The following is a 22,929-nucleotide window of genomic DNA, read 5'->3' on the forward strand; positions in this document are numbered from 1 at the left end:
GGCACGAGCCCAGGAAGCCTGGAAACAAACAGGGGCGGGACAGCCCGGCGTCAGCCGGGCCGATCCCGCCCCTTGTCGTTTCGGCTGCGTGTCAGACGACCACGCCCTGGCTGCGCAGGTAGTCGTCGTAGGTGCCACTGAAGTCGGTCACGCCGTTGTCCGACAGCTCGATGATGCGGGTGGCCAGGGAGGACACGAACTCGCGGTCGTGGCTGACGAAGATCAGCGTGCCCGGGTAGTTCTCCAGCGCCAGGTTCAGCGCCTCGATCGATTCCATGTCCAGGTGGTTGGTTGGCTCGTCCATCACCAGCACGTTGGGCTTCTTCAGGATCAACTTGCCGAACAGCATCCGGCCCTGCTCGCCGCCGGAGATGACCTTGACCGACTTCTTGATCTCGTCGTTGCCGAACAACATGCGGCCCAAGGTACCGCGCACCAGTTGCTCGCCGCCCTGGGTCCATTGCGACATCCAGTCGAACAGGGTGACATCGTCCTCGAAGTCTTCGGCATGGTCCTGGGCGAAGTAGCCGACGTCGGCACTCTCGGTCCACTTCACCGCGCCGCCCATCGCCGGCATCTCGCCGACCAGGGTGCGCAGCAGGGTCGTCTTGCCGATGCCGTTGGGGCCGATGATCGCCACCCGCTCGCCGGCTTCGATCTGCATGGACAGGTTCTGGAACAGTGGCGTGCCGTCGAAGCCCTGGCTGACCTTTTCCAGGGTGACCGCCTGGCGGTGCAGCTTCTTCTGCTGCTCGAAGCGGATGAAGGGGCTGACGCGGCTGGACGGCTTGACCTCCTCGAGCTGGATCTTGTCGATCTGTCGTGCGCGGCTGGTGGCCTGCTTGGCCTTCGAGGCGTTGGCCGAGAAGCGGCTGACGAAGGTCTGCAGTTCGGCGATCTGCGCCTTCTTCTTGGCATTGTCTGCCAGCAGTCGCTCGCGTGCCTGTTCGGCGGCGGTCATGTACTCGTCGTAGTTGCCCGGGAACAAGCGCAGCTCGCCGTAGTCCAGGTCCGCCATGTGAGTACAGACCGAATTCAGGAAGTGACGGTCGTGGGAAATGATGATCATGGTGGAATTGCGGGCGGTCAGCACGCCTTCCAGCCAGCGGATGGTGTTGATGTCCAGGTGGTTGGTCGGCTCATCGAGCAGCAGCACCTCCGGATCGGAGAACAGTGCCTGGGCCAGCAGCACGCGCAGCTTCCAGCCCGGTGCCACCGCGCTCATCGGACCGAGATGCTGGTCGAGCGGAATACCGAGGCCGAGCAGCAGCTCGCCGGCGCGCGATTCGGCGGTGTAGCCGTCGAACTCGGCGAACTGGACTTCGAGTTCGGCGACCTTCATGCCGTCGTCCTCGCTCATTTCCGGCAGGGCGTAGATGCGATCACGCTCGGCCTTGACCTGCCAGAGCTCCTCGTGGCCCATGATCACGGTGTCGATCACCGAGAAGTCCTCATAGGCGAACTGGTCCTGGCGTAGCTTGCCCAGGCGCGTGTTGGGCTCGAGCATGACCTGGCCTGCCGACGGCTCGAGCTCACCGCCGAGGATCTTCATGAAGGTCGACTTGCCGCAGCCGTTGGCGCCGATCAGGCCATAGCGGTTGCCGTTGCCGAACTTGACGGAAACGTTTTCGAACAGCGGCTTGGCGCCAAACTGCATGGTGATATTAGCGGTTGAAATCAAGAGGCTCTATCTCGCGGGTTTCAGAGGGCTTGGTGGCAGCCGCAGGGTGGCCCGGGCTGCCCGCGCGCGGCTTTGCGGCCGGAGTCGGCGCGTGCGGTCGATTGCCGCCAGGCAGCCGGTCATGGATCGGGAAGCTCATCGAGGAGACGTCGTTGGCGACGCGGGCGGCCGGATGCGGCGCGCATGGTAGCACTTGAGCGAATGATCCACAGCGTGTGGTGCCCTTGAACGGGCGCATCGCCGTGTCGGGCCGACGAAACGGCGCGCGCGAACTGGCCCGTGACATGACCAGGGTACAGGTTGCCAGGCCGTCGCTGCGTTACCATCGCCGCGTCCTTACAACGGCCCGCCAGCATGCTCACCTCATCACCGCTCGTCCTGTATCGCCAGGCCATCGACCGCAACGGTTTCGTCCACGATGCAGCCCAGTGGCAGGCCGTCGAACTGCTGCAGCAGTGCCATGAGCAGCTGCACACCGAGGCCGGCGAGGCCTCGCCGGCCGGCGTCTATCTCTGGGGCCCGGTGGGGCGTGGCAAGACCTGGCTGATGGACCTATTCCATACCAGCCTGCAGGTGCTCGCGCGACGCCAACATTTCCACCACTTCATGCGCTGGGTACATATCCGCCTGTTCCAGCTCAACGGCACGGCCGATCCCCTGCAGGCCCTGGCCAGTGAGCTGGCGGAGGAGATTCGCGTGTTGTGCTTCGACGAGCTGTTCGTCGGCGACATTGGCGACGCGATCATCCTCGGCCGGCTGTTCCAGGTGCTCTTCGAGCAGGGCGTAGTGATCGTCGCCACCTCCAACCAGCCGCCGGAGCAGCTGTACGCCGACGGCTTCAATCGCGAGCGCTTCCTGCCGGCCATCGACGCCATCGTGGAGCACATGCATGTGGTGGATGTGGATGGTGGCGCCGATCACCGCCTGCGTCCCGGCGCGGCGCTGCAGCGCTACTGGATCGCCCAGCCCGACAGTGGCAGCGCGCTGGCTGCGACGTTCGCTGCGCTGGCCAATGGACCGGTCAGCACCGAGCCCTTGGGCCTCAGCCGTCGCCAGCTCGACGTCGTGCGGCGTAGCGAATCGGTGCTCTGGTGCCGCTTCGCCGATCTCTGCGAGCAGCCGTTCTCGGCGTTGGACTTTATCGAGCTGTGCGACCGCCATGCGGCGATCCTGATTGGTGACGTGCCGCGGCTCGGTGGCACGCAGCGCGAGGGGCGCATCGCCCGCGGCACCGAGGATGGAGCCGCGCGGGTGGCAGCCGGGGACCGCCAGCTACCACGGCTCTCCGCGCGGGACGATGCGGTGCGACGCTTCATCGCCCTGGTCGACGAGTGCTACGACCGGCGGATTCCGCTGTATATCGAAGCCGAGGTGGCCCTGGACGAGCTGTACACCGAGGGGTACCTGGCGTTCCCGTTCCGCCGCACGCTGAGCCGGCTGCGGGAGATGCAGCTGAGGCGCTTCGGCCACGGGCATCTGAGTCAGTCGCGGTAGAACACCTGCACCAGGTGATAGCCGAACTGGCTCTTTACCGGGCCATGCACCTCACGCAGCGGCTTCTTGAAGATCACCTGATCGATGCTGCGCACCATCTGCCCAGGGCGCACTTCGCCGAGGTCGCCGCCTTTCTTCCCGGACGGGCAGGTCGAATACTTGCGCGCCAGCAGGTCGAACGCCTCGCCGTTGGCCAGGCGCTTCTTCAGTTGCGCGGCTTCGGCTTCGGTCTTGACCAGAATGTGGCGGGCCATGGCTTTGGGCATGTCGCTGTCCTCATGCATTGAGGGGCGCGATTGTAGTCGCCTTGCCGCGCTTGTCGATCGCCCAGCCGTTGCGCTGTCGGCACTGGGTCTGGTCAGGCACGACGAGCGGTAGTTTTATCTGTCTGTTTGATAGCGCTAACATCCGGCCAAACAAGCACAACAACGACGGATTTCTTCATGCCTTCAAAGCAGCCTTCCCGGGCTACCGCGTTGCCGGTCCTGGTTGTCATGGGCGTCAGCGGTTCGGGCAAGACCGATACCAGCCACGCCGTCGCCGACGCGCTCGGCCTGCCGCACATCGAGGCGGATAACTTTCACCCTGCGGAAAACGTCGCGCGTATGCGTGCCGGTACACCGCTGTCCGATACCGACCGCGTGCAATGGCTGCACGCACTGATCGGCGAGATGCAGCGCACGCTCGATAGCGGCAGTGGCTTCGTCCTGGCCTGCTCGGCGCTCAAGCGCAGCTACCGTGAGCGCTTGCGCAGTGTCGTCCCGGGATTGCGTTTCGCCCATCTGGCCATCGATTACGACACCGCGGTGCAGCGCGTCGGTGCGCGACCGGGGCACTTCATGCCGATCTCCCTGGTCGACAGCCAATTCGCCACCCTCGAATCGCCCGAGGGTGAGCCAGGCGTGTTGACCGTCGATGCCAGTCAGTCTCGCGACGTGGTGTTGCTGCAAATCGTCGAATGGATGCGCGGCGCCGAGCTGGATGAACTGATCGAGTCCCGCGTCGATCTTTCCGCGCGCCCGTTTGATAGCGCTACCACGGCGCCACCGCTGACCAATGCGCCGATCTACAGCGGCACGGTCGCGCGACACTTCGACCGTCTGACCGATTGGCTGATGGCCGCGCTGATGGCCTTCATGGTCATCGTGGTGTTCTCCAGCGTGGTGCTGCGTTATGCCTTCGGCACTGGCTGGACCGGCGCCGAGGAGCTGTCGCGGCTGGCGTTCGTCTGGCTGGTGTTCGTCGGCGTCGCTTCGAGCATGCGCCGCGGCGAGCTGATGAGTTTCTCCATGCTGCGCGACCGTTTCCCGCGGCTGTTCCGCCGCGTCGTCGATTCCCTTAGCTGGCTGCTGGTGGCAGCTGCGAGCGGCCTGGCGGCCTGGGGCGGCTGGAACCAGATGCAGTTCGGCTGGACCATCAACAGCCCGGTAGTCGGCTATCCGCTGGGCCTGGCGATGCTGCCGGTGGCTGCCAGCATGGTCGCGCTGGCGGTACTCGCGCTGCTGCAGCTGGCCTACGTCTGGCGGCGCGATCAGCCATCGGCCACCGCCGCTGCGAATGTCACCGCGGACTGAAGCGACGCCGCAATCAGAACAATACGGGCACTGCCCAACCGAGGACCTTTCATGACCGTCGTCGTCTTCCTTTCATCGCTGCTGGCCTTCATGACGCTTGGCATGCCCATCGCTTTCGCGCTGCTGCTCACCGGCTCGGTGCTGATGTGGTACCTGGATTTCTGGGACGTGCAGCTGCTGGCTCAGAACCTTCAGGCCGGCGCTGACAGCTTCCCGCTGCTGGCGGTGCCGTTCTTCATCCTGGCCGGCGAACTGATGAATGCAGGCGGCATCTCGCGGCGCATCATCGCCATGGCGCAGGCCTATTTCGGTCACAAGCGTGGCGGCCTGGGTTACGTGGCGATTGCCGCTTCGGTGCTGTTGGCGAGCATGTCCGGCTCGGCGCTGGCCGATACCGCCGCGCTGGCGACGCTGCTGCTGCCGATGATGCGCGAGCGCGGCTACCCGCTGAGCTCGTCGTCGGGCCTGGTGGCGGCGGGCGGGATCATCGCCCCGATCATTCCGCCGTCGATGCCGTTCGTGATCTACGGCGTGGTGACCGGCACGTCGATCAGCCAGCTGTTTCTCGCCGGCATGGTGCCGGGGCTGATCATGGGCATGGGCCTGATCGTCGCCTGGACGCTGATCGCCCGGCGGATCGACGAACCGAAGCAGGAAAAGGCCAGCGGTGCCGTTCGCCGCCGCGTGCTAGTCGACGGGGCGGCGGCGCTGATGCTGCCGGTGATCATCGTTGGCGGGCTGCGTGGCGGCCTGTTCACCCCGACCGAAGCGGCGGTGGTCGCCGCCGTCTATGCTCTGGCCGTTTCGACCCTGCTGTATCGCGAACTGACCTGGGCCGGGCTGGTCGAGGTGCTCACGCGTGCCAGCCGCACCACGGCGTCGGTGATGTTTCTCTGCGCCGCGGCGACGGTATCGGCGTACATGATCACCCTGGCCCAGCTGCCCGACGAGATCGCGGCGATGCTCGGTCCGCTGGCGCAGGACCCGAAGCTGCTGATGGTCGCCATCATGCTGCTGATGATCGCTGTCGGCATGGTGCTGGACCTGACCCCGACCATTCTGATCCTCGGTCCGGTGCTGGCGCCGATCGCGATCAAGGCCGGCATCGATCCGGTGTATTTCGGCGTGATGTTCGTGCTGATCGGTTCCATCGGGCTGATCACCCCGCCGGTAGGCACCGTGCTCAACGTGGTCGGCGGCATCGGCCGGCTGCGCATGGAAACCCTGGTGCGCGGCGTGATGCCGTTCTTCCTCGTCTACCTGGTGATCGTCGGGCTGCTCATAGCCGTGCCCTCGATCATTACCGTACCCCTGGCCTGGCTGCGGTAACGCCGGTCGTGCAACCCCAACGACACACCCAACAGCCCAACAACAAGAAAGGTACCGCTCCATGAAACGACTCATCATCAGCACCCTGACCGCCGCATTGCTCGGCAGCACGCTCGGCCTCGGCCAGGTCCACGCCGCGGACGACATCCGCCCGCGCATGATCCGCTTCGGCTACGGCCTCAACGAAGACAGCAACCAGGGCAGGGCAGTGAAACTGCTCGCCGAAGAGGTGGCCAAGGCTTCGGACGGCAAGCTGAAAGTGCGTACCTTTGGTTCGGCCAGCCTCGGCTCGGACGACCAGATGCAGAACGCGCTGATCGGCGGCGCACAGGAAATGATGGTTGGCTCGACCGCGACGCTGGTCGGCATCAGCAAGGAGATGGCGGTGTGGGATACGCCGTTCCTGTTCACCGATCCGCGCCAGGCGGATCAGGTACTGGACGGCCCGGTAGGCAGGCAGGTGATGGACAAACTCGAGGAGAAGGGTCTGGTCGGGCTGGTGTACTGGGAGAACGGTTTTCGTAACGTGACCAACAGTGCGCGGCCGATCGAGAAGCTCGAGGACTTCGAGGGCATCAAGCTGCGCGTGATGCCCAATCCGGTGTTTATCGACACCTTCAAGCGCATGGGCGCCAACGCGGTGCCGCTGCCGTTCTCCGAGCTGTTCACTGCGCTGGAAACCAAAGCGGTCGACGGCCAGGAAAACCCCTACAACACCATTCTCTCCTCCAAGTTCTATGAAGTGCAGAAGTACCTGAGCGTGACCAATCACGTCTACAGCCCCTGGATCGTCACGGTTTCCAAGCGCTGGTGGGACGGGCTCTCGGAAACCGAGCAGGGCATCATCATGGCGGCGGCCCAGAAGGCGCGTGATGCCGAGCGCGAGGACACCCGTCGCGAGGCGAGCCAGGCCCTGGCGGCGCTGAAGGAGCACGGCATGCAGATCAACGAGGTCAGCCCGGAGGAGATCCAGCGCATGCGCGAACAGGCGCAGCCGGCGATCCAGACGGTGATCGACGCCGTCGGCCAGGAGCTGTTCGACCAGGTCCAGGCCGAAGTCGAAAAGGCCGCGCGCTAGGAGCCGATCGGCACCTGCCCGCTGCTAGAATCCGCCGCTTTCGACCCATGGATTGCGCATGACCACACGCCGTCGCCGCTCCGCCGAGCGGGTAACCCTGTCCGATGTCGCACGCAACGCCGGCTGCTCGCTGATGTCGGCATCCCGCGCGCTGTCACAACCGGAGCTGGTTTCCGATGCATTGCGTGAGCGTGTCGAGCAGGCGGTCAAGGCACTTGGCTATGTGCCGCACCCCGCGGCGCGCAGCCTGGCCAGTTCGCGCTCCAATCTGGTGGCGGTGATCATCCCCTCGCTGTCCAACGCGGTGTTCGTCGATACCGTCGAGGCCATCCAGCGCGTGCTGATGCCGGCGGGCTACGAAATGATGATTGGCGTCAGCCACTATCGGCCCGAGGAGGATGAACGCCTGCTGCGCGCGTACCTGGCCCATCAGCCGGCCGGACTGCTGCTCACCGGTTTCGAGCGCAGCGAGGCGGCGCGGGCAGTGCTGGCCAGCTACACGGCGCCACGGGTCACGCTGATGGAGCTGAGCGATCAGGCGGACAGCTATTGCGTCGGCTTCTCGCAATTGCAGGCCGGCGCGGCGATGACCCGCACGCTGCTCGAGCGCGGCTATCGTCACGTCGCCTTCGCCGCGGCGCAGCTGGACCCGCGCACCCTGCAGCGCGCCGAAGGCTATCGCCAGGCAATGCGCGAGGCCGGGCGTTATGAACCGACCCTGGAGCTGCTGACGCCGCAGCTGTCATCCATCGGTCTGGGTGCCGAGCTGCTGGATCGGCTGCTGGCGCAGCATCCCGAGATCGACGCGGTGTTCTTCAACAACGACGACCTGGCCCTCGGTGCGCTGTTCCGGGCCCATCAGCTGGGGCTCGAAGTGCCGGGGCGGCTGGCGATCGCCGGCTTCAACGACCTGCCGGCGGCGGCCTGGATGCATCCGGCGCTGAGTACCGTACGCACCCGGCGTGGCGAGATCGGCGAGCTGGCCGCGCAGATGCTGCTCGGCCTGATGCGCGGTCAGCAGCCTGCCCAGCGCTGTGTCGACGTGGGCTTCGAAGTGATCATGCGCGACAGCGCCTGAGGCGGGCTTTCGGCACCCGCCGAGGCGTCAGGGCTGCGCCTGCTGCTGTGCGGTCACTTGTTGGGCAATCTCGATCATCTGCTCGCGCATCCAGCGGTTGGCCGGGTCTTGGTCGGTGCTTTCGTGCCAGTAGATGTGGGTTTCCAGCGGTGCGACGTCCACCGGCAGGTCCACCTGGTGCAAGTCGTGGCGACGGGCGAAGCGCTCCGGCACGGTCACCACCATGTCGGTCTGCTCGATCACCTGGGTTGCCATCAGGTAGTGCTGCGAACGCAGGGCGATCTTGCGCTGCAGGCCCATCTTGCCCAACGCCAGGTCCACCAGGCCAAGGCCGCTGCGGCGGCTGGAGATGTGGATGTGCGACAGCGACAGGTACTGCTCCAGGGTGAGCTTGTCCTTGGCCAGCGGGTGGCCGCGACGCATGGCGCAGATGTAGCGGTCCTCCAGCAGCTTGACGTGGCGCACCTGCGGATCGGTATTGAGCGGCGCGTCCATGGCGAAGTCCAGGCGGCCGGCGGCCAGCTCCTTGGTCGTCTCGCGGCGCTTGGCCAGCATGCTCTCGATCTTCACGTTCGGTGCCAGGCGGCGCAGGCGCTGGAACAGCGGCGGCAGCATCACCGCCTCGGTGAGGTCGGTCATGCTGATGCGAAACACCTTGTTCGCCTGCGCCGGGCTGAAGGTCCGGCTTTCCTGCACCGAGACGCGCAACAGCTGCAGCGCATTGCGCACCGGGCCGATGATGTTCTGCGCCATCGGCGTCGGCACCATGCCCTGTGCGGTGCGCACGAACAGCGGATCGTTGAAGGTCTCGCGCAAGCGGGCGAGGGCGTTGGATACCGCCGGCTGGGTGATGCCGACGATCTGCCCGGCACGGGTCAGGTTGGCTTCGGTATAGATCGCGTCGAAGACGATGAAGAGGTTCAGGTCGACCTTGTTCAGGTTCATTGTTGTGCTTCTCCGGCATGAACGGGCCTGGCGATCATATATGGGTTATGAATGTTAATACACGGGCAAAATAGCTTCGATAAATCCAGATACGTCCTCTAGCATCCTTCCTACAACAAACCCGCATAAAGGTCGTACCCATGGATTTCGCCTATTCCCCCAAGGTCCAGGAGCTGCGCGAGCGCGTGCAGGCCTTCATGGACGCCCACGTGTACCCGTCCGAGAAACTGTTCTACCAGCAGGTCGCCGAGGGCGATCGCTGGCAGCCGACGGCCATCGTCGAGGAGCTGAAGGACAGGGCGCGCGCAGAGGGGCTGTGGAACCTGTTCCTGCCCGAGTCCGCCTACGGCGCGGGGCTGACCAACACCGAGTACGCCCCACTGGCCGAGATCATGGGCAGCTCGCTGCTCGGCCCGGAAGCGTTCAATTGCTCGGCACCGGACACCGGCAACATGGAAGTGCTGGTGCGCTACGGCAGCGAGGCGCAGAAGCGCGAGTGGCTGGAACCGCTGCTGCGCGGCGAGATCCGTTCGGCGTTCGGCATGACCGAACCGGGCGTGGCTTCGTCCGACGCCACCAACATGCAGGCCCGCGCGGTGCGCGAGGGTGACGAGTGGGTCATCAATGGTCGCAAGTGGTGGACTTCCGGTGCCTGCGACCCGCGCTGCAAGGTGATGATCTTCATGGGCCTGACCAACCCGGACGCGCCGCGCCACGCGCAGCACTCGATGATCCTGGTGCCGATGGACGCGCCCGGCGTGAAGGTGCTGCGGCCGCTGCCGGTGTTCGGCTACGACGACGCCCCGCACGGCCACGCCGAGGTGCTGCTGGAGAACGTCCGGGTGCCTTACGACAACGTGATCCTCGGCGAAGGCCGCGGCTTCGAGATCGCCCAGGGGCGCCTCGGGCCGGGGCGCATCCACCACTGCATGCGCTCGATCGGCATGGCCGAGCGCGCGCTCAAGCTGCTCTGCCAGCGCTCGGTCAGCCGTACCGCCTTCGGCAAGCCGCTGGCGCGCCTGGGCGGCAACCTCGATCACATCGCCAACTCGCGCATCGAGATCAACATGGCGCGGCTGCTGACGCTCAATGCGGCCTACATGATGGATACGGTGGGCAACAAGGTCGCCGCCAGCGAGATCGCGCAGATCAAGGTGGTCGCGCCCGACGTGGCGCTGAAGGTCATCGACCGCGCGATCCAGATCCACGGTGGCGCCGGCGTGTCCGATGACTTCCCGCTGGCGCACTGGTACGCCATGCAGCGCACCCTGCGCCTGGCCGACGGCCCGGACGAGGTGCACCGCGCCGCCATCGGCAAGTACGAACTGGGCAAGTACGTGCCGCGCGAAATGCTGCGCGGGCACTGAACGAAGAAAGGCCGCGATTGCGGCCTTTCTATTGCGCGGCGGATCAGTAGATCCAGATCTCCACCCGGCGGTTCTTCACCCGGCCGCCGCTGCCTTCGTTGGATGCTACTGGAAGTTCAGAGCCCAACCCGTTGATATCCCTGACATAGACACCATGCTTGACCAGCTCGCGACGCACCGTCATGGCGCGCAGCTTGGACAGCAGGGCGGCGCGGCTCGGGTCGCTCTTCGGGTCGCCGAAGCCCACCAGCGCGGCGCTGCCGATGCTGCGCTTTTGCGCATGCAGGTACTCGGCGACGCGCGCGATGTCGCGCAGGGCCTTGTTGTCCAGCTGGGCGCTGCCCTCGTCGAAGCGGAAGTTCACCGTCAGCCGGCGGGCGTCGCTGGCGAGCTGGCGGTAGAACGCCGGCATGCCGTCCTGCGGCTGGGTGCGAACCGCCTCGACGCTCTGCGCGACGTAGCCCGACTGGCCGACGATCTGCTGGCCGGCCTTGCTGTGCACGAAGTCGATGAAGGCGCGCGTCCATGGCGACTGGTCGTTGGGTGCGGCGTAGAGGAATAGCCGGCGCGACAGCGGGTAGTCCTCGGTCGCCACCGTGGTCAGGTCCGGGGCCATCGGCTGTGACTCGCCGTCGACGATGCCCAGCGCCTTCACGCTGCCGATGGAGGCCAGGCCGACGAAGCCGATCGCCCCGCGGTCGCGGCCGACGGCAGCGGCCAGTTCGTCGTTGGACTCGTAGCGCCGCGCCGAGGCGGTGAGCGCCTTTCCGTGCGCGCCCAGCACCAGCTCGTTGAAGGTGTCATAGGTGCCCGAGCGGTCGTCACGGGCGTGGATGCGCACCGGCATGTCGGCGCCGCCCAGCTCGCGCCAGTTGGTCACCTCGCCGGCGAACAGGCGGGCAACCGCGCGGGTATCCAGTGCCCCGAGCGGATTGTCCGGGTGCACGACGATGGCCAGGCCGTCGATGGCGATCACCTGCTCGGCCGCTGCGCTGGTCAGGTCGCCGAGGCCGACGAGCGCCTGCTGCTCCTTCGGCTTGATCGGTCGCGAGGCGGCGGCGAGGTCGGTGCTGCCGTCGGCCAGCGCGGCGAAGCCGGTGCCGGTGCCGTGGGCGGCGACCGTCGCATGCAGGCGCTGGCCCTGGGCGTCGAGCGCCTCGATGCGCTGCTCGTTGGCCACCGGACCGTCGCTGACGCGGACGTCCTTCAGGCCCTGGGCTTCGAAGAAGCCGCTGACCAGCATCGGCGCCAGCTTGGCGCCCACGGTGTTGGAGCCCTGGATGCGCAGCACGGCGCTGGCGTCGGCCGGGGCGGCGAACACCTGCCAGGGCAGGCCGTAGCAGAGCGATCCCAAGAGGACCATGGACAGCACGCGCGACCAGATCTCGCGCTCGGAACGACGGGGTGACATCTCGCGGACTCCCTTTCTTGAGTGCCGCGAGATTAAGACGATACGGTGACGGAACGATGACAGCGACCGCTCTGGCACGGGCGTTTGCGTGATCCAGGTCTCAGCTGAAGTCGATCCACACCGGGCAGTGGTCGGAGGGCTTGTCCATGCCGCGGATGTCGTAGTCGACCCCGGCGTCGCGCACCCGCTGGTGCAGCGCCGCGGTGGTCAGGATCAGGTCGATGCGCAGGCCGCGACGCGGCTCGTCCTCGAAGCCGCGGCTGCGGTAGTCGAACCAGCTGAAGCGGTCGGCGACTTCCGGGTTGAGCGTGCGGAAGCTGTCCTGCAGGCCCCAGGCCTTGAGCCGGCACAGCCACTCGCGCTCCTCGGGCAGGAAGCTGCACTTGCCGGTGCGCAGCCAGCGCTTGGCGTTGGCCTCGCCGATGCCGATGTCGCAGTCCTCGGGCGAGATATTGAAGTCACCCATCACCGCCACCGGGTGCTCCGGGCTGAAGCGCTCCTCCAGCAGGGCCTGCAGGTCGGCGTAGAAGCGGGTCTTGGCCGGAAACTTGACCGGGTGCGCGCGGCTTTCGCCCTGGGGGAAGTAGCCGTTCATCACCGTCACCGGCTGTCCGTCGCGATCGGCGAAGCGGCCCCAGATGAAGCGCTTCTGCGACTCTTCGCCATCGTTGGGAAAACCCTTGTGGATCTCCAGCGGCGCCTGGCGCGAGAGCAGGGCGACGCCGTAGTGGCCCTTCTGCCCATGGAAGTGCACGTGGTAGCCCAGCGCCTCGATATCGGCCTGGGGAAACTGCTCGTCGGCGACCTTGGTTTCCTGCAGGCCGATCACGTCCGGCTGGTGTTTCTCGATCAGCGCGGCGAGCTGGTGCGGGCGGGCGCGCAGCCCGTTGATATTGAAGGAGACGATCTTCATCGAAAGCGGTCCGGCAAAAACGAAGGGCAATTCTAGGGCGCCCACGCCGTCCAGGCGAGCCCGGGCGCAAGCCGCAGGGCGGTGCTAAGGTCCTAGAGTCGCGCACGCCCGACGCGCCCAGCCAGGAGACCCGCCATGGTCGAACCCGTCGACGTTCGTCTGCTCGATGGCAGCTACGCCCGCGAAGCACGTTCGCTGCTGTACCAGGCCTACCGGCACGAGCCGACCTTCGGCTATCTGCTGCAAGCCGAGCGGCCAGGCTACGACCAGCGGGTGAGGGCGACGGTGCGCGAGCTGGTCAACCAGCACTTCCTGCAGGAACAGCCGGCGCTGGGCCTGATGCTCGGCGAGCGGCTGATCGGCATCGCGCTGATCGCCCCGCCGCAGCGGCGGCTCGAGATCACCGAGAGCTGGGCCTGGCGCCTGCGCATGCTGCTCAGCACCGGGCTGCGCTGCACGCGGCGTTATCTCGACTACCACGCGGTGGTGCTCGGCGCGTTGCCGCCGGGGCGCTTCCATGTGCTGCCGCTCTTGGCGGTGCATCCGCAGCACCAGGGCCGACACCATGGCGAGCGGCTGCTCGAGGCGGTGCACAACTGGTGCGCCGAGGACCCGACCTCCGAGGGGCTGGTGGTCGATACCGGCAACGTGCGCTACCTCAACTTCTACCAGCGCCAGGGTTACCAGGAGATCGCCCAGGTCGCGGTGGGCCCGGTGGTCGAGCATGTGTTCTTCCATCCCTCGCCGCAGCCGCTCATGTCGGCGGCCGGCTGAGGGGAATTTGCCGGGCGTTTCGCCTGTCCGAATGGCTCAGGCCCAACCGAATCCAGCCATGCCCGCAGTCCTCCCCGCACGCCGCCCGGCACGCCAGCGCGTCATCTTCGGCGTGCTAGCATGCCGCGCCATGCTCAACGTCCTCCTGCGCCGCATGCTGGCGCTCGCCTCGCTGCTGTTCATCCCGCTGCTGCCTGCCGCCGAACTCGAGGTCCGCGTCGAACCGGCCAATGCCGAGGTCCGTCGCAACGTGGAGAACTACATCGGCGAGCTGGGCGACCGCGACGAGCGCGAGCTGCTGCGCTACAGCCGCATCGCCCGTGAGCAGGCGACCCGCGCGCTGCAGGCGCTGGGCTTCTACCAGCCGGGGATCGACGCCGAGGTCGCCGCGGGCGACGAGCCGCGGCTGATCCTGCGGATCACGCCGGGCGAGCCGGTGCGCCTGCGCAACGTGACGGTGCGCCTGGACGGCCCGGCACGCGACCAGCCGGGCTTCGAACTCCCCGCCAAGCTGCTGCGCCCGGGCGACGTGCTCAACCACGGCCGCTACGAGGAGGCCAAGCAGCGCATCCTCAACCAGGCCTCGCGTTACGGCTATTTCGACGGCCGCTTCGCCCGCCAGCGCCTGCGGGTCGATCCGCAGCAGGGCGCGGCCGACATCGAACTGGTCTACGACAGCGGCGAGCGCTATCGCCTCGGCGAGGTGCGGTTCGCCGGCGACACGCCGTTCGACGAGGACCTGCTCGCGCGCATGGTGCCGTTCCAGCCCGGCACGGCCTACGACTCGGCGCTGATCGCCGAACTCAATCGCGCGCTGCAGTCGAGCGGCTATTTCGCCGGCACCCGCGTCGATGCCAACCCCAGCAGTGCGGTCGAGCGGCGCATCCCGGTCGATGTGCTGCTCACCACCCGCGAGCCGCGCACGCTCGGGCTCGGGGTCGGCTTTTCCACCGACGTCGGCCCGCGGGTGCGCGCCGACTGGACCCGCCACTGGGTCAACCCCCAGGGCCATAGCTACGGTGCCGAGGCCGAGCTTTCGGCGCCGCGGCAGAACGTCGGGCTTTACTACGACATCCCGCTCGACCCGCCGCTGACCGACAAGCTGCGCTACGTCGCCGGCTACCAGAACGAGGAGCTGGCCGACACCGACAGCCTCAGCCGCCTGCTGCGGCTCGGCCCGGAGTGGCACAGCGAGCTGGCCAACGGCTGGCAGCGCGTGCTGTCGCTGAAATGGCAGCGCGAGGAATACCGCCTGGGCGACGACTCGGGGCTGAGCACGCTGCTGATGCCCGGCATCGCCTTCAGCTACCTGCGCTCGGATAACCGCATCGACCCCAGCCACGGCTACCGGCTGCAGTTCGAGGTCGCCGCCGCCAAGGAAGGCGTGCTGTCGGACGCCAACCTGGTGCACGCCAATGCCCAGGCGCGCGGGCTGACCACCCTTGGCCGGCGCCATCGCTTCCTCGGCCGGGTACAGCTCGGCGGCAACTGGACCGATGAGTACGTCAACGTGCCGCCCTCGCTGCGCTACTTCGCCGGTGGCGACCAGAGCGTGCGCGGCTACGACTACCAGAGCCTGTCGCCGACCAACTCCGACGGCGACCGCATCGGCGGTCGCTACCAGTTCGCCGCCAGCGTCGAGTACCAGTTCTCCGTCGCCGAGCGCTGGCGCATCGCGGCCTTCGCCGACCAGGGCAACGCCTTCAACGACCTCGAGTTCCCGACCCTCAAGCAGAGCGTCGGCCTCGGCCTGCGCTGGGTGTCGCCGGTCGGGCCGATCCGCGTCGACCTGGCGCATCCGCTCGATGGCGACCAGGGCGTGCGCCTGCATTTCTCCATGGGGCCGGAGCTGTGAAGCGGCTGCTGGCGGCCGTCGCGCTGCTGGTCCTCGGCCTTGCCCTGGCACTGGCCCTGGCGGCGGGCTACCTGCTGGGCAGCGAGAGCGGCAGCCGACGCCTGCTCGGCTGGGTGCCCGGCCTCACGCTGGAGGGCTTCGAGGGACGCCTCGGCGGGCACTGGCAGGCCGAGCGGCTGCACTGGCAGCAGGGCGAGGACAGCGTACGGATCGAGGCGCCGCAGCTGGACTGGTCGCCAGGCTGCCTGCTGCGCCTGACGCTGTGCATCGATCTGCTGGCGACCGGCGACATCGACGCCCGCTTCGCGCCGGCGCCCGAGGCCCCGGCCAGCGAGCCGTTCAGCCTGCCGGATCTCGACCTGCCACTGGCCCTGCGCATTACCCAGGTGCAGATCGGCCGGCTGCGTATCGATGGCGCCGAGCAACTGCGCCAGGCGCGCCTGCGTGCCTACTGGCGCGACGGCGCCCTGGCCATCGAGGAGCTCGCCGTCGAGCGGGAGGAGGCCGACCTGCGCCTCAGCGGGCAGCTGCAGCCGACCGCTGGCTGGCCGCTGGAGCTGCAGGGCCAGGCGGCGTTGCGGCTGGTGGAGGATCGCCCGTGGCAGCTGGACCTGCAGATCGACGGCCAGTTGCGCGACGAGCTGCACCTGGCGGTCGCCAGTAGCGGCTATCTCGCCGGCCAGCTCGGTGGCAGCCTGCGGCCGCTGGACCAACGCCTGCCGGCACGCCTGCAGCTGGAGCTGGCCGACTTCACCGCGGCGCCCGTGCTGCCGGCCAACCTGCGCCTGGACGCGGCCACGCTGGCCGCCGAGGGCAACCTCGAGGACGGCTACCGCCTGCAGGGGCAGGGGCGTTTCGCCGGCGACGGGCAGCCGGTGGAGCTGGCCCTGGCCGGGCTGCTGCGCGCCAGCGGGGCCGAGGTCGAGCGCCTCGAGCTGAGCGCCGCCGAGGGCCAGTACCTGCGCCTGGAAGGCAGCGCCGACTGGCACGAGGTGCTGCGCGGCGAGGCCAGGCTCGACTGGCGCGAATTTCCCTGGCAGCGCCTGTATCCCCTGGCCGAGGCCCCGCCGGTCACGCTGAACCGGCTCACGGCCGAACTGCAGTACGAGGCCGGCAACTACCTCGGCCATTTCGACTCGGCGCTCAGCGGCCCGGCGGGCCCCTTTACCCTGGCCAGCCCGCTGAGCGGCGACCTCGAGCGCGTGCACCTGCCGCAACTGCAGCTGGAGGCCGGGCAGGGCGCGGCGCAGGGCAGCCTCAGCCTGGGCTTTGCCGAGCAGATCGAGTGGAAGGCCGACCTGGCGCTGCGCGACCTCGACCCGGCCTACTGGGTCGCCGAACTCCCCGGGCGCCTGGGCGGCACGCTGAAGAGCGCTGGCGCGCTGCAGGACGAGCAGCTGCGCGCCAGCGCTGCGCTGGCCCTCGACGGCGAGCTGCGCCGGCAGCCGGCGAGCCTGCAGCTGCAGGCCGAAGGCGCCGGTGCGAGCTGGACGGTGCCCACGCTGGCGCTGCGCGTCGGCGACAACCGTATCCGCGGCGAGGGGCGCTGGGCCGAGCGGCTGGAGGCCAACCTGCAGCTCCAGCTGGAGCGGCTCGCCCAGCTCTGGCCCGGGCTGGAGGGGCGCGCATCCGGCGCCCTGGCGTTGGCCGGTACACCCACGCAGCCGCAGGGCACCTTGCGCCTGGAGGCCACGCAGCTCGCCCTGCAGGACAAGCGCCTGGCGCGCCTGCAACTGGACGGGCGGCTGGAGCAGGGCGAGCGCGCGACGCTCGAGCTGGCGGCCAGCAGCCTGCGGCTCGGCGACACCGCGCTGGGCGACCTCAGCCTGGCGGCGCGCGGCACACGCGAGCAGCACACCGCCAACCTGCAACTGCAGGGCCCACAGCTGGCGCTGGCCATGGCGCTGGATGGCGGGCTGCAGGGCCAGGCCTGGCGCGGCCGGCTGGCCAGCGCTTCGCTCGAGGCCGGCGACCAGCGCTGGCGCCTGCAAAGCCCGGCCGGCATCCAGCGCTCGGCCGAAGGGCGCCTGCAACTGGCCGCGCACTGCTGGGTTTCCGGCCAGGCCAGCCTCTGCGGCAGCGACCAGCAGCTGCTACCCGAACCCAGGCTGCGCTACCGCCTGCGCGATTTCCCGCTGCAGAGCCTGGCCACCTTCTTTCCCGAGGATTTCGCCTGGCAGGGCGAGCTCAACGCCGATCTCGACCTCGACCTGCCGGCCAGCGGGCCGAACGGCAGCCTGCGCATCGATGCCGGCAGCGGCGTGTTGCGCATGCGCGAAGGCGACGCCTGGCATGAGTTTCCCTACCAGGCCCTGGCCCTCGACAGCCGCCTGTTGCCCGAGCGGATCGACAGCGAGCTGCGCTTCGTCGGCGGCGAGCTCGGCGAACTCAGCCTGCAGGCGCGCATCGACCCGCGCGGCGAACGCAAGCCGCTCGACGGCCAGTTCCGCCTCGACGGCCTGAGCCTGGCCGCGGCGCGGCCGTTCCTGCCGATGGTCGAGCGAATCGAGGGGCGGCTCTCGGGGAGCGGGCAGCTGGCCGGCAGCCTGCTCGAACCGCAGGTGTCCGGCCGGCTGGCGCTACGCGACGGCGAGATTTCCGGCAACGAGCTGCCCACCAGCTTCGAGAACCTGCAGCTGGACGTGGCCATCGACGGCCAGCGCATGCGCTTCGATGGCAACTGGCGAAGTGGCGAGCAGGGCCGCGGCCAGCTCGACGGCACGCTCGACTGGCAGGCCGAACCGGACCTGGCCCTGCGCGTGCGCGGCCAGCAGTTGCCCATCGTCGTCGAACCCTACGCCGAGCTGGAGGCCGCGCCGGACCTGCAGATCACCCTGGAAGGCCAGGAGCTGCTGGTCAGCGGCAAGGTCAGGGTGCCGCGCGGCAAGATCACCGTGCGCGAGCTGCCGCCGTCCACCGTGACCGTTTCCGAGGACGCGGTGATCGTCGGCGCGGAGGACGAAGCGGCCGGCACGCCGCTGCGCCTGCGCATGGACGTGGATGTCGAGGTCGGCCAGGAGCGCCTGCGCTTCGCCGGATTCGGCCTGACCGCGGACCTGGCGGGCTACCTGCACGTGGGGGACGACCTCGACACCCGCGGCGAGCTGCAGCTCAACAACGGCCGCTATCGCGCCTACGGCCAGCGCCTGACGATCCGCCGCGCGCGCCTGCTGTTCACCGGGCCGCTGGCCCAGCCGTACCTGGACATCGAGGCCATCCGCCGGGTCGAGGCACACAACGTGATCGCCGGCCTGCGCATCAGCGGCAGCGCCCAGCAGCCGCGGGTCGAGGTGTTCTCCGAGCCGGCCATGAGCCAGGAGCAGGCGCTGTCCTACCTGGTGCTGGGGCGCCCGCTGGGTGCCGACAGCGATGACAGCAACCTGTTGGCGCGCGCCGCCCTGGGGCTGGGCCTGGCCGGCAGCTCGTCGCTCACCGGCGGGCTGGCCAGCCGGCTGGGCATCGAGGATTTCCAGCTCGACACCGAAGGCAGCGGCAACCAGACCAGCGTCGTCGCCAGCGGTCAGCTCACCGAGCGGCTGACCCTGCGCTATGGCGTCGGCGTGTTCGAGCCGTCCAACACCATCGGGCTGCGCTACCGCCTGACCCGGCGCCTGTTCCTCGAGGCTGCCAGCGGGTTGGCCAGCTCGCTGGACCTGTTCTATCGGCGCGACTTCTGAACAGCGTCTAGGCTGTAGCGCGCCGCGCCCTGCTTTTCTGCAAAAGTGGCGCAAATCACCTGCTTTCGCTCCGGCGCAGCGGTGGTAGCATCCGGCGACGTGCCTGTGCGGAGATCCCGCCTAGCACGCCTCTTGCAAGTCGCGGTCGTGGTTGCGGACATCCCGCAGCCGCGGACATCAACCGTCATCACCCGGACTGCGGAAGGACATGGGCCCACCCGGCCTGTCGTTCCCATGTCCCGCACGGAGATACGGGCCCATATAACGCGAGCCAGGCTCGCCCCAAGAAGAATAGGTGCCACGAATGGAATTGCTGCAAAACCTCGTCAATAGCGTCAACGGTCTGGTCTGGGGACCGCCCATGCTGGTGCTGATCCTCGGTACCGGCCTCATCCTGATGGTCATGCTCAAGTTCATGCCGCTGGCCCGCATCGGCACCGGCTTCGCACTGATGTGGCGCGGACGGGCCAAGGGCGAGGAGGGGACCGGCGAAATCAGCCCGTTCCAGGCGCTGATGACTTCCCTGGCGGCCACCGTGGGTACCGGCAACATCGCCGGCGTGGCCACGGCCATCTTCCTCGGCGGCCCCGGTGCACTGTTCTGGATGTGGTGCACCGCGCTGGTGGGCATGGCGACCAAGTACTGCGAGGTGGTGCTGGCGGTGCACTACCGCGAGAAGGACGACCGCGGCGAGCACGTCGGCGGCCCGATGTACGCGATCAAGAACGGCCTCGGCGCCAAGTGGGCCTGGCTCGGCGGCGCCTTCGCCATCTTCGGCGGCCTGGCTGGCTTCGGCATCGGCAACATGGTGCAGGTCAACTCCATGGCCCATGCCCTGGAAACCACCTTCTCGGTCCCGCTGTGGCTGACCGGCGTGCTGACCATGGTCATCGTCGGCCTGGTAATCCTCGGCGGTATCCGCCGCATCGGCGTGGTCGCCGCGTCCCTGGTGCCGTTCATGTGCCTGGCCTACATCATCGCGGCGATCGTCGTGCTGGTGGTCAATGCCGAGGCGATCCCGGCGGCCTTCGACCTGATCTTCACCCACGCCTTCACCCCGATCGCCGCCACCGGCGGCTTCGCCGGGGCGGCGGTGATGGCGGCGATCCGCTTCGGCGTGGCGCGCGGCATCTTCTCCAACGAGGCGGGCCTGGGCACCGCCGGCATCGCCCAGGCGGCCGGCACCACCACCAGTTCGGTACGCTCGGGGATGATCGGCATGCTCGGGACCTTCATCGACACCATCATCGTCTGCTCGATGACCGGCCTGGCGATCATCTGCACCGGCGTGTGGACCAGCGGCGAAAGCGGCTCGGCGCTGTCCGCCGCGGCCTTCGAGGCGGCCATGCCCGGCATCGGCGGGATCATCCTGACCATCGCGCTGGTGGTCTTCGCCTTCACCACCATCCTGGGCTGGAGCTACTTCGGCGAGAAGTGCTGGGAATTCCTCGTCGGGACCAAGGCCATCATGCCGTTCCGCGTGATCTGGGTGGTCGCCGTGCCCTTCGGCGCCGTCGCCCAGCTGGACTTCGCCTGGCTGCTGGCCGACACCCTCAACGGGCTGATGGCCATCCCCAACCTGATCTCGCTGTTGCTGCTCAGCCCGGTCGTGGTCAAGCTGACCCGCGACTACTTCGCCGACGGCGCCAAGCGCTGAGATCACCCGGGGCCGCGTAGCGCGGCCCCTTCGTTAAATGCCCTGCATGTAGAGGAATAACAATGAGTGAAGTAACCCTGCGCGGAAATCCGATCCAGGTCGTCGGCGACTTTCCGCAGCCCGGCCAGCAGGCCAAGCCCTTCCGCCTGGTCAATGGCGACCTCGCCGACACCGAGCTTTCCGCCTTCGCCGGCAAGCGCAAGGTGCTGAACATCTTCCCGAGCATCGACACGCCGACCTGCGCCACTTCGGTACGCAAGTTCAATGCCCAGGCCAGCGCGCTGGCCAACACCCTGGTGCTGTGCATCTCGGCGGACCTGCCGTTCGCCCAGAAGCGCTTCTGCGGCGCCGAAGGCCTGGACAACGTGGTCAACCTGTCGACCATGCGTGGCGCCGAGTTCCTCGTCGACTACGGCGTGGCCATCGCCAGCGGCCCGCTGGCAGGCGTCGCGGCGCGTGCGGTGGTGGTGCTCGACGAGCATGACAAGGTGCTGCACAGCGAGCTGGTCAGCGAGATCGGCAGCGAGCCGAACTACGAGGCGGCCATCGCGGCACTGGCCTGATCGCCCGGCTAGATCCATTGAAGCGGCGCCCGGTGCAAGTCGGGCGCCGCTTTCTTTTTGGCGGCGACAAACGGTCGAACCACCTGTCGCCTCGCGTTGTCTCTATTGGCGTCGTTTTCTATCGCACGGGTAGCTTCGAAACGACCGCCAGCGCAGGAAGGCGGTAAGACGACCACGATGTCACAAGGCAACTAATTGGCCACTGCGGCGAATTTTTTTTGCCACCACGCGGTCCTATAGCCGATGCCCAAAAAGAATGGATTCAAGCCCATGCCTACCCCCAACGTAAAAAGAATCGGCGTCTCCGGAACCGGAATGATCGCCTACGGTTTCGTGCGGCTGATCAAGCAGCATTACCCGGACATGGTCATATCCCGAGTGCTGACCCGACGACCGCTGGACTCGTTCACCGACTTCCCGCTGCCCGAGGCGCTGACCAACTCCATCGACGACCTGGTCGACCACAGCGACCTGGTGGTCGAGTGCAGCGGTGACGTGTTCCACGGTACCGCGGTGATCGAGCGCGCCTTCGAGGCCGGCTTGCCGGTGGTCACGGTGAACGCCGAATTGCAGGTCACCACCGGTTCCTACCTGGCCGGCAAGGGCCTGCTCACCGAAGCCGAGGGCGACCAGCCCGGCTCGCTCGCGGCGCTGCACGAGGACGCCCTGCAGATGGGCTTCCAGCCGCTGGTGTACGGCAACATGAAGGGCTACCTGAACCATGACCCGACGCCGGAGGACATGGCCTACTGGGCGGCCCGCCAGGGCATCAGCGTCGACCAGACGACCTCCTTCACCGATGGCACCAAGGTGCAGATCGAGCAGGTGATCGTCGGCAACGGCCTGGGCGCGACCATCACCCGCCAGGGCCTCGAAGGCCTGGCCTCGACGAACCTCGACGACAGCGCCAGCCTGCTCGGCATGATGGCCGAGCGCGCCGGCCAGCCCATCGTCGACTACGTGGTGCCCTCCGGCTACGCGGCGGGCGGGGTGTTCCTGGTCTGCCGGCACGACAAGGAGCAGGCACCGGCCATTGAGTACTTCAAGCTCGGTCGCGGGCCGTACTACACGCTGGTCCGGCCGTTCCACCTGTGCTCGCTGGAAGTCGGCAAGACCGTGCGCCGCGTACTCAACGGCGGCGGCGTGCTGCTGAACAACTCCACCCGGCCGACGCTCGGCGTCGCGGCGATCGCCAAGCGCGCCATGCGCCCCGGCGATCTGATCGAGCGCGGCATCGGCGGCTTCCAGTTCCGCGGCGAGGCGATCCGCCTGGCCGACCAGCCGGACTACGTGCCCATCGGTCTGCTGCGCAAGACCGCGCTCAAGCGCGCCGTCGAGCCTGGCCAGCTGATTACCTTCGACGACGTCGACATCCTGCCCAGCCGCGCACTGGACATCGTCGTGCAGCAGCGGCGGGCCATGTTCGGCCCTTTCCGCGATGACAGCGGTTGGGACGCCGCCGGGCCGCTCGGGATGGTGGCGCTGGGCGGCTGAGCCGCCCCGCCGCACGGGCATCGCAGGCCGCCGAAGCGC

17 protein-coding genes are annotated in these 22,929 nt (G+C 67.9%); 12 read left to right on the top strand and 5 right to left on the bottom strand.

The features are described 5' to 3' along the window. Positions 1 to 91: 91 nt before the first annotated feature. A complete protein-coding gene (locus tag L3N39_RS10250) occupies positions 92 to 1,681 on the bottom strand; it encodes an ABC-F family ATPase (RefSeq protein ID WP_237257230.1) in 1,590 nt (529 codons plus the stop codon). 354 nt (positions 1,682 to 2,035) lie between these two features. On the opposite strand from L3N39_RS10250, the gene zapE reads away from it, so the two are divergent. Beyond that, positions 2,036 to 3,175: a cell division protein ZapE gene (gene zapE / locus L3N39_RS10255; protein ID WP_237257231.1), complete on the top strand. Its 1,140-nt coding sequence runs from the start codon at positions 2,036 to 2,038 to the stop codon at positions 3,173 to 3,175. On the opposite strand, the gene L3N39_RS10260 is transcribed toward zapE, so the two are convergent. Continuing rightward, positions 3,163 to 3,441, bottom strand: a complete 279-nt coding sequence (locus L3N39_RS10260; RefSeq protein WP_048330477.1) for a peptidylprolyl isomerase — start codon at positions 3,439 to 3,441, stop codon at positions 3,163 to 3,165. The genes zapE and L3N39_RS10260 overlap by 13 nt on opposite strands. Before the next feature lie 228 nt (positions 3,442 to 3,669). On the opposite strand from L3N39_RS10260, the gene L3N39_RS10265 reads away from it, so the two are divergent. From L3N39_RS10265 to L3N39_RS10280, 4 genes are all read left to right on the top strand, one after another. After that, positions 3,670 to 4,749 (top strand): gluconokinase, GntK/IdnK-type, encoded by a 1,080-nt coding sequence (locus L3N39_RS10265; RefSeq protein WP_431978024.1) that lies wholly within the window; start codon positions 3,670 to 3,672, stop codon positions 4,747 to 4,749. A gap of 51 nt (positions 4,750 to 4,800) precedes the next feature. Then, entirely contained in the window at positions 4,801 to 6,078 is a 1,278-nt protein-coding gene (locus tag L3N39_RS10270) for a TRAP transporter large permease (protein ID WP_237257233.1), read from the top strand. 61 nt (positions 6,079 to 6,139) lie between these two features. After that, the gene (locus tag L3N39_RS10275; protein WP_237257234.1) at positions 6,140 to 7,156 is read left to right on the top strand and encodes a TRAP transporter substrate-binding protein; all 1,017 of its coding nucleotides are present in this window, start codon (positions 6,140 to 6,142) and stop codon (positions 7,154 to 7,156) included. Positions 7,157 to 7,214: 58 nt separating this feature from the next. Next, entirely contained in the window at positions 7,215 to 8,234 is a 1,020-nt protein-coding gene (locus L3N39_RS10280; RefSeq protein WP_237257235.1) for an HTH-type transcriptional regulator GntR, read from the top strand. Between the two features lie 27 nt (positions 8,235 to 8,261). Here the strand turns inward: L3N39_RS10280 and L3N39_RS10285 are convergent, their stop codons facing one another. Then, positions 8,262 to 9,179 (bottom strand): LysR family transcriptional regulator, encoded by a 918-nt coding sequence (locus L3N39_RS10285; RefSeq protein WP_237257236.1) that lies wholly within the window; start codon positions 9,177 to 9,179, stop codon positions 8,262 to 8,264. 140 nt (positions 9,180 to 9,319) lie between these two features. On the opposite strand from L3N39_RS10285, the gene L3N39_RS10290 reads away from it, so the two are divergent. Further along, positions 9,320 to 10,546: an acyl-CoA dehydrogenase gene (locus tag L3N39_RS10290; protein ID WP_237257237.1), complete on the top strand. Its 1,227-nt coding sequence runs from the start codon at positions 9,320 to 9,322 to the stop codon at positions 10,544 to 10,546. A gap of 43 nt (positions 10,547 to 10,589) precedes the next feature. Here the strand turns inward: L3N39_RS10290 and L3N39_RS10295 are convergent, their stop codons facing one another. Both L3N39_RS10295 and xthA read right to left on the bottom strand, forming a co-directional pair. Continuing rightward, positions 10,590 to 11,957, bottom strand: a complete 1,368-nt coding sequence (locus tag L3N39_RS10295; RefSeq protein ID WP_431978020.1) for a substrate-binding domain-containing protein — start codon at positions 11,955 to 11,957, stop codon at positions 10,590 to 10,592. 100 nt (positions 11,958 to 12,057) lie between these two features. Continuing rightward, complete coding sequence (xthA, locus tag L3N39_RS10300) at positions 12,058 to 12,870, bottom strand: exodeoxyribonuclease III (RefSeq protein ID WP_237257238.1); 813 nt, start codon at positions 12,868 to 12,870, stop codon at positions 12,058 to 12,060. Between the two features lie 135 nt (positions 12,871 to 13,005). Between xthA and L3N39_RS10305 the strand changes: the two genes are divergently transcribed. The 6 genes from L3N39_RS10305 to L3N39_RS10330 all read left to right on the top strand — a co-directional run bounded on the left by L3N39_RS10305 (position 13,006) and on the right by L3N39_RS10330 (position 22,890). After that, complete coding sequence (locus L3N39_RS10305; RefSeq protein WP_237257239.1) at positions 13,006 to 13,644, top strand: GNAT family N-acetyltransferase; 639 nt, start codon at positions 13,006 to 13,008, stop codon at positions 13,642 to 13,644. Between the two features lie 154 nt (positions 13,645 to 13,798). Further along, entirely contained in the window at positions 13,799 to 15,499 is a 1,701-nt protein-coding gene (locus tag L3N39_RS10310) for an autotransporter assembly complex protein TamA (RefSeq protein WP_237257420.1), read from the top strand. Beyond that, complete coding sequence (locus tag L3N39_RS10315) at positions 15,496 to 19,176, top strand: translocation/assembly module TamB domain-containing protein (RefSeq protein WP_237257240.1); 3,681 nt, start codon at positions 15,496 to 15,498, stop codon at positions 19,174 to 19,176. Before L3N39_RS10310 ends, L3N39_RS10315 begins: the two co-directional genes overlap by 4 nt. Positions 19,177 to 19,480: 304 nt before the next feature. Next, complete coding sequence (locus tag L3N39_RS10320) at positions 19,481 to 20,833, top strand: alanine/glycine:cation symporter family protein (RefSeq protein WP_237257241.1); 1,353 nt, start codon at positions 19,481 to 19,483, stop codon at positions 20,831 to 20,833. A 62-nt stretch (positions 20,834 to 20,895) separates the two neighbouring features. Continuing rightward, positions 20,896 to 21,396: a thiol peroxidase gene (tpx, locus tag L3N39_RS10325; protein ID WP_237257242.1), complete on the top strand. Its 501-nt coding sequence runs from the start codon at positions 20,896 to 20,898 to the stop codon at positions 21,394 to 21,396. A 315-nt stretch (positions 21,397 to 21,711) separates the two neighbouring features. Then, a complete protein-coding gene (locus tag L3N39_RS10330; protein ID WP_237257243.1) occupies positions 21,712 to 22,890 on the top strand; it encodes an NAD(P)-dependent oxidoreductase in 1,179 nt (392 codons plus the stop codon). The last annotated feature ends 39 nt before the right edge of the window (positions 22,891 to 22,929 follow it).

Origin of the sequence: Pseudomonas oligotrophica (assembly GCF_021726475.1) — a bacterium.
Taxonomy (GTDB): domain Bacteria; phylum Pseudomonadota; class Gammaproteobacteria; order Pseudomonadales; family Pseudomonadaceae; genus Stutzerimonas; species Stutzerimonas oligotrophica.

Coding starts and splice junctions, on each gene's coding strand:
- L3N39_RS10285 (WP_237257236.1), bottom strand. CDS start 9,179: ATGAACCTGAACAAGGTCGACCTGAACCTCTTCATCGTCTTCGACGCG.
- tpx (WP_237257242.1), top strand. CDS start 20,896: ATGAGTGAAGTAACCCTGCGCGGAAATCCGATCCAGGTCGTCGGCGAC.
- L3N39_RS10305 (WP_237257239.1), top strand. CDS start 13,006: ATGGTCGAACCCGTCGACGTTCGTCTGCTCGATGGCAGCTACGCCCGC.
- L3N39_RS10265 (WP_431978024.1), top strand. CDS start 3,670: ATGGGCGTCAGCGGTTCGGGCAAGACCGATACCAGCCACGCCGTCGCC.
- L3N39_RS10270 (WP_237257233.1), top strand. CDS start 4,801: ATGACCGTCGTCGTCTTCCTTTCATCGCTGCTGGCCTTCATGACGCTT.
- L3N39_RS10320 (WP_237257241.1), top strand. CDS start 19,481: ATGGAATTGCTGCAAAACCTCGTCAATAGCGTCAACGGTCTGGTCTGG.
- L3N39_RS10275 (WP_237257234.1), top strand. CDS start 6,140: ATGAAACGACTCATCATCAGCACCCTGACCGCCGCATTGCTCGGCAGC.
- L3N39_RS10290 (WP_237257237.1), top strand. CDS start 9,320: ATGGATTTCGCCTATTCCCCCAAGGTCCAGGAGCTGCGCGAGCGCGTG.
- L3N39_RS10330 (WP_237257243.1), top strand. CDS start 21,712: ATGATCGCCTACGGTTTCGTGCGGCTGATCAAGCAGCATTACCCGGAC.
- xthA (WP_237257238.1), bottom strand. CDS start 12,870: ATGAAGATCGTCTCCTTCAATATCAACGGGCTGCGCGCCCGCCCGCAC.
- L3N39_RS10310 (WP_237257420.1), top strand. CDS start 13,799: ATGCTGGCGCTCGCCTCGCTGCTGTTCATCCCGCTGCTGCCTGCCGCC.
- L3N39_RS10280 (WP_237257235.1), top strand. CDS start 7,215: ATGACCACACGCCGTCGCCGCTCCGCCGAGCGGGTAACCCTGTCCGAT.
- L3N39_RS10295 (WP_431978020.1), bottom strand. CDS start 11,957: ATGTCACCCCGTCGTTCCGAGCGCGAGATCTGGTCGCGCGTGCTGTCC.
- zapE (WP_237257231.1), top strand. CDS start 2,036: ATGCTCACCTCATCACCGCTCGTCCTGTATCGCCAGGCCATCGACCGC.
- L3N39_RS10260 (WP_048330477.1), bottom strand. CDS start 3,441: ATGCCCAAAGCCATGGCCCGCCACATTCTGGTCAAGACCGAAGCCGAA.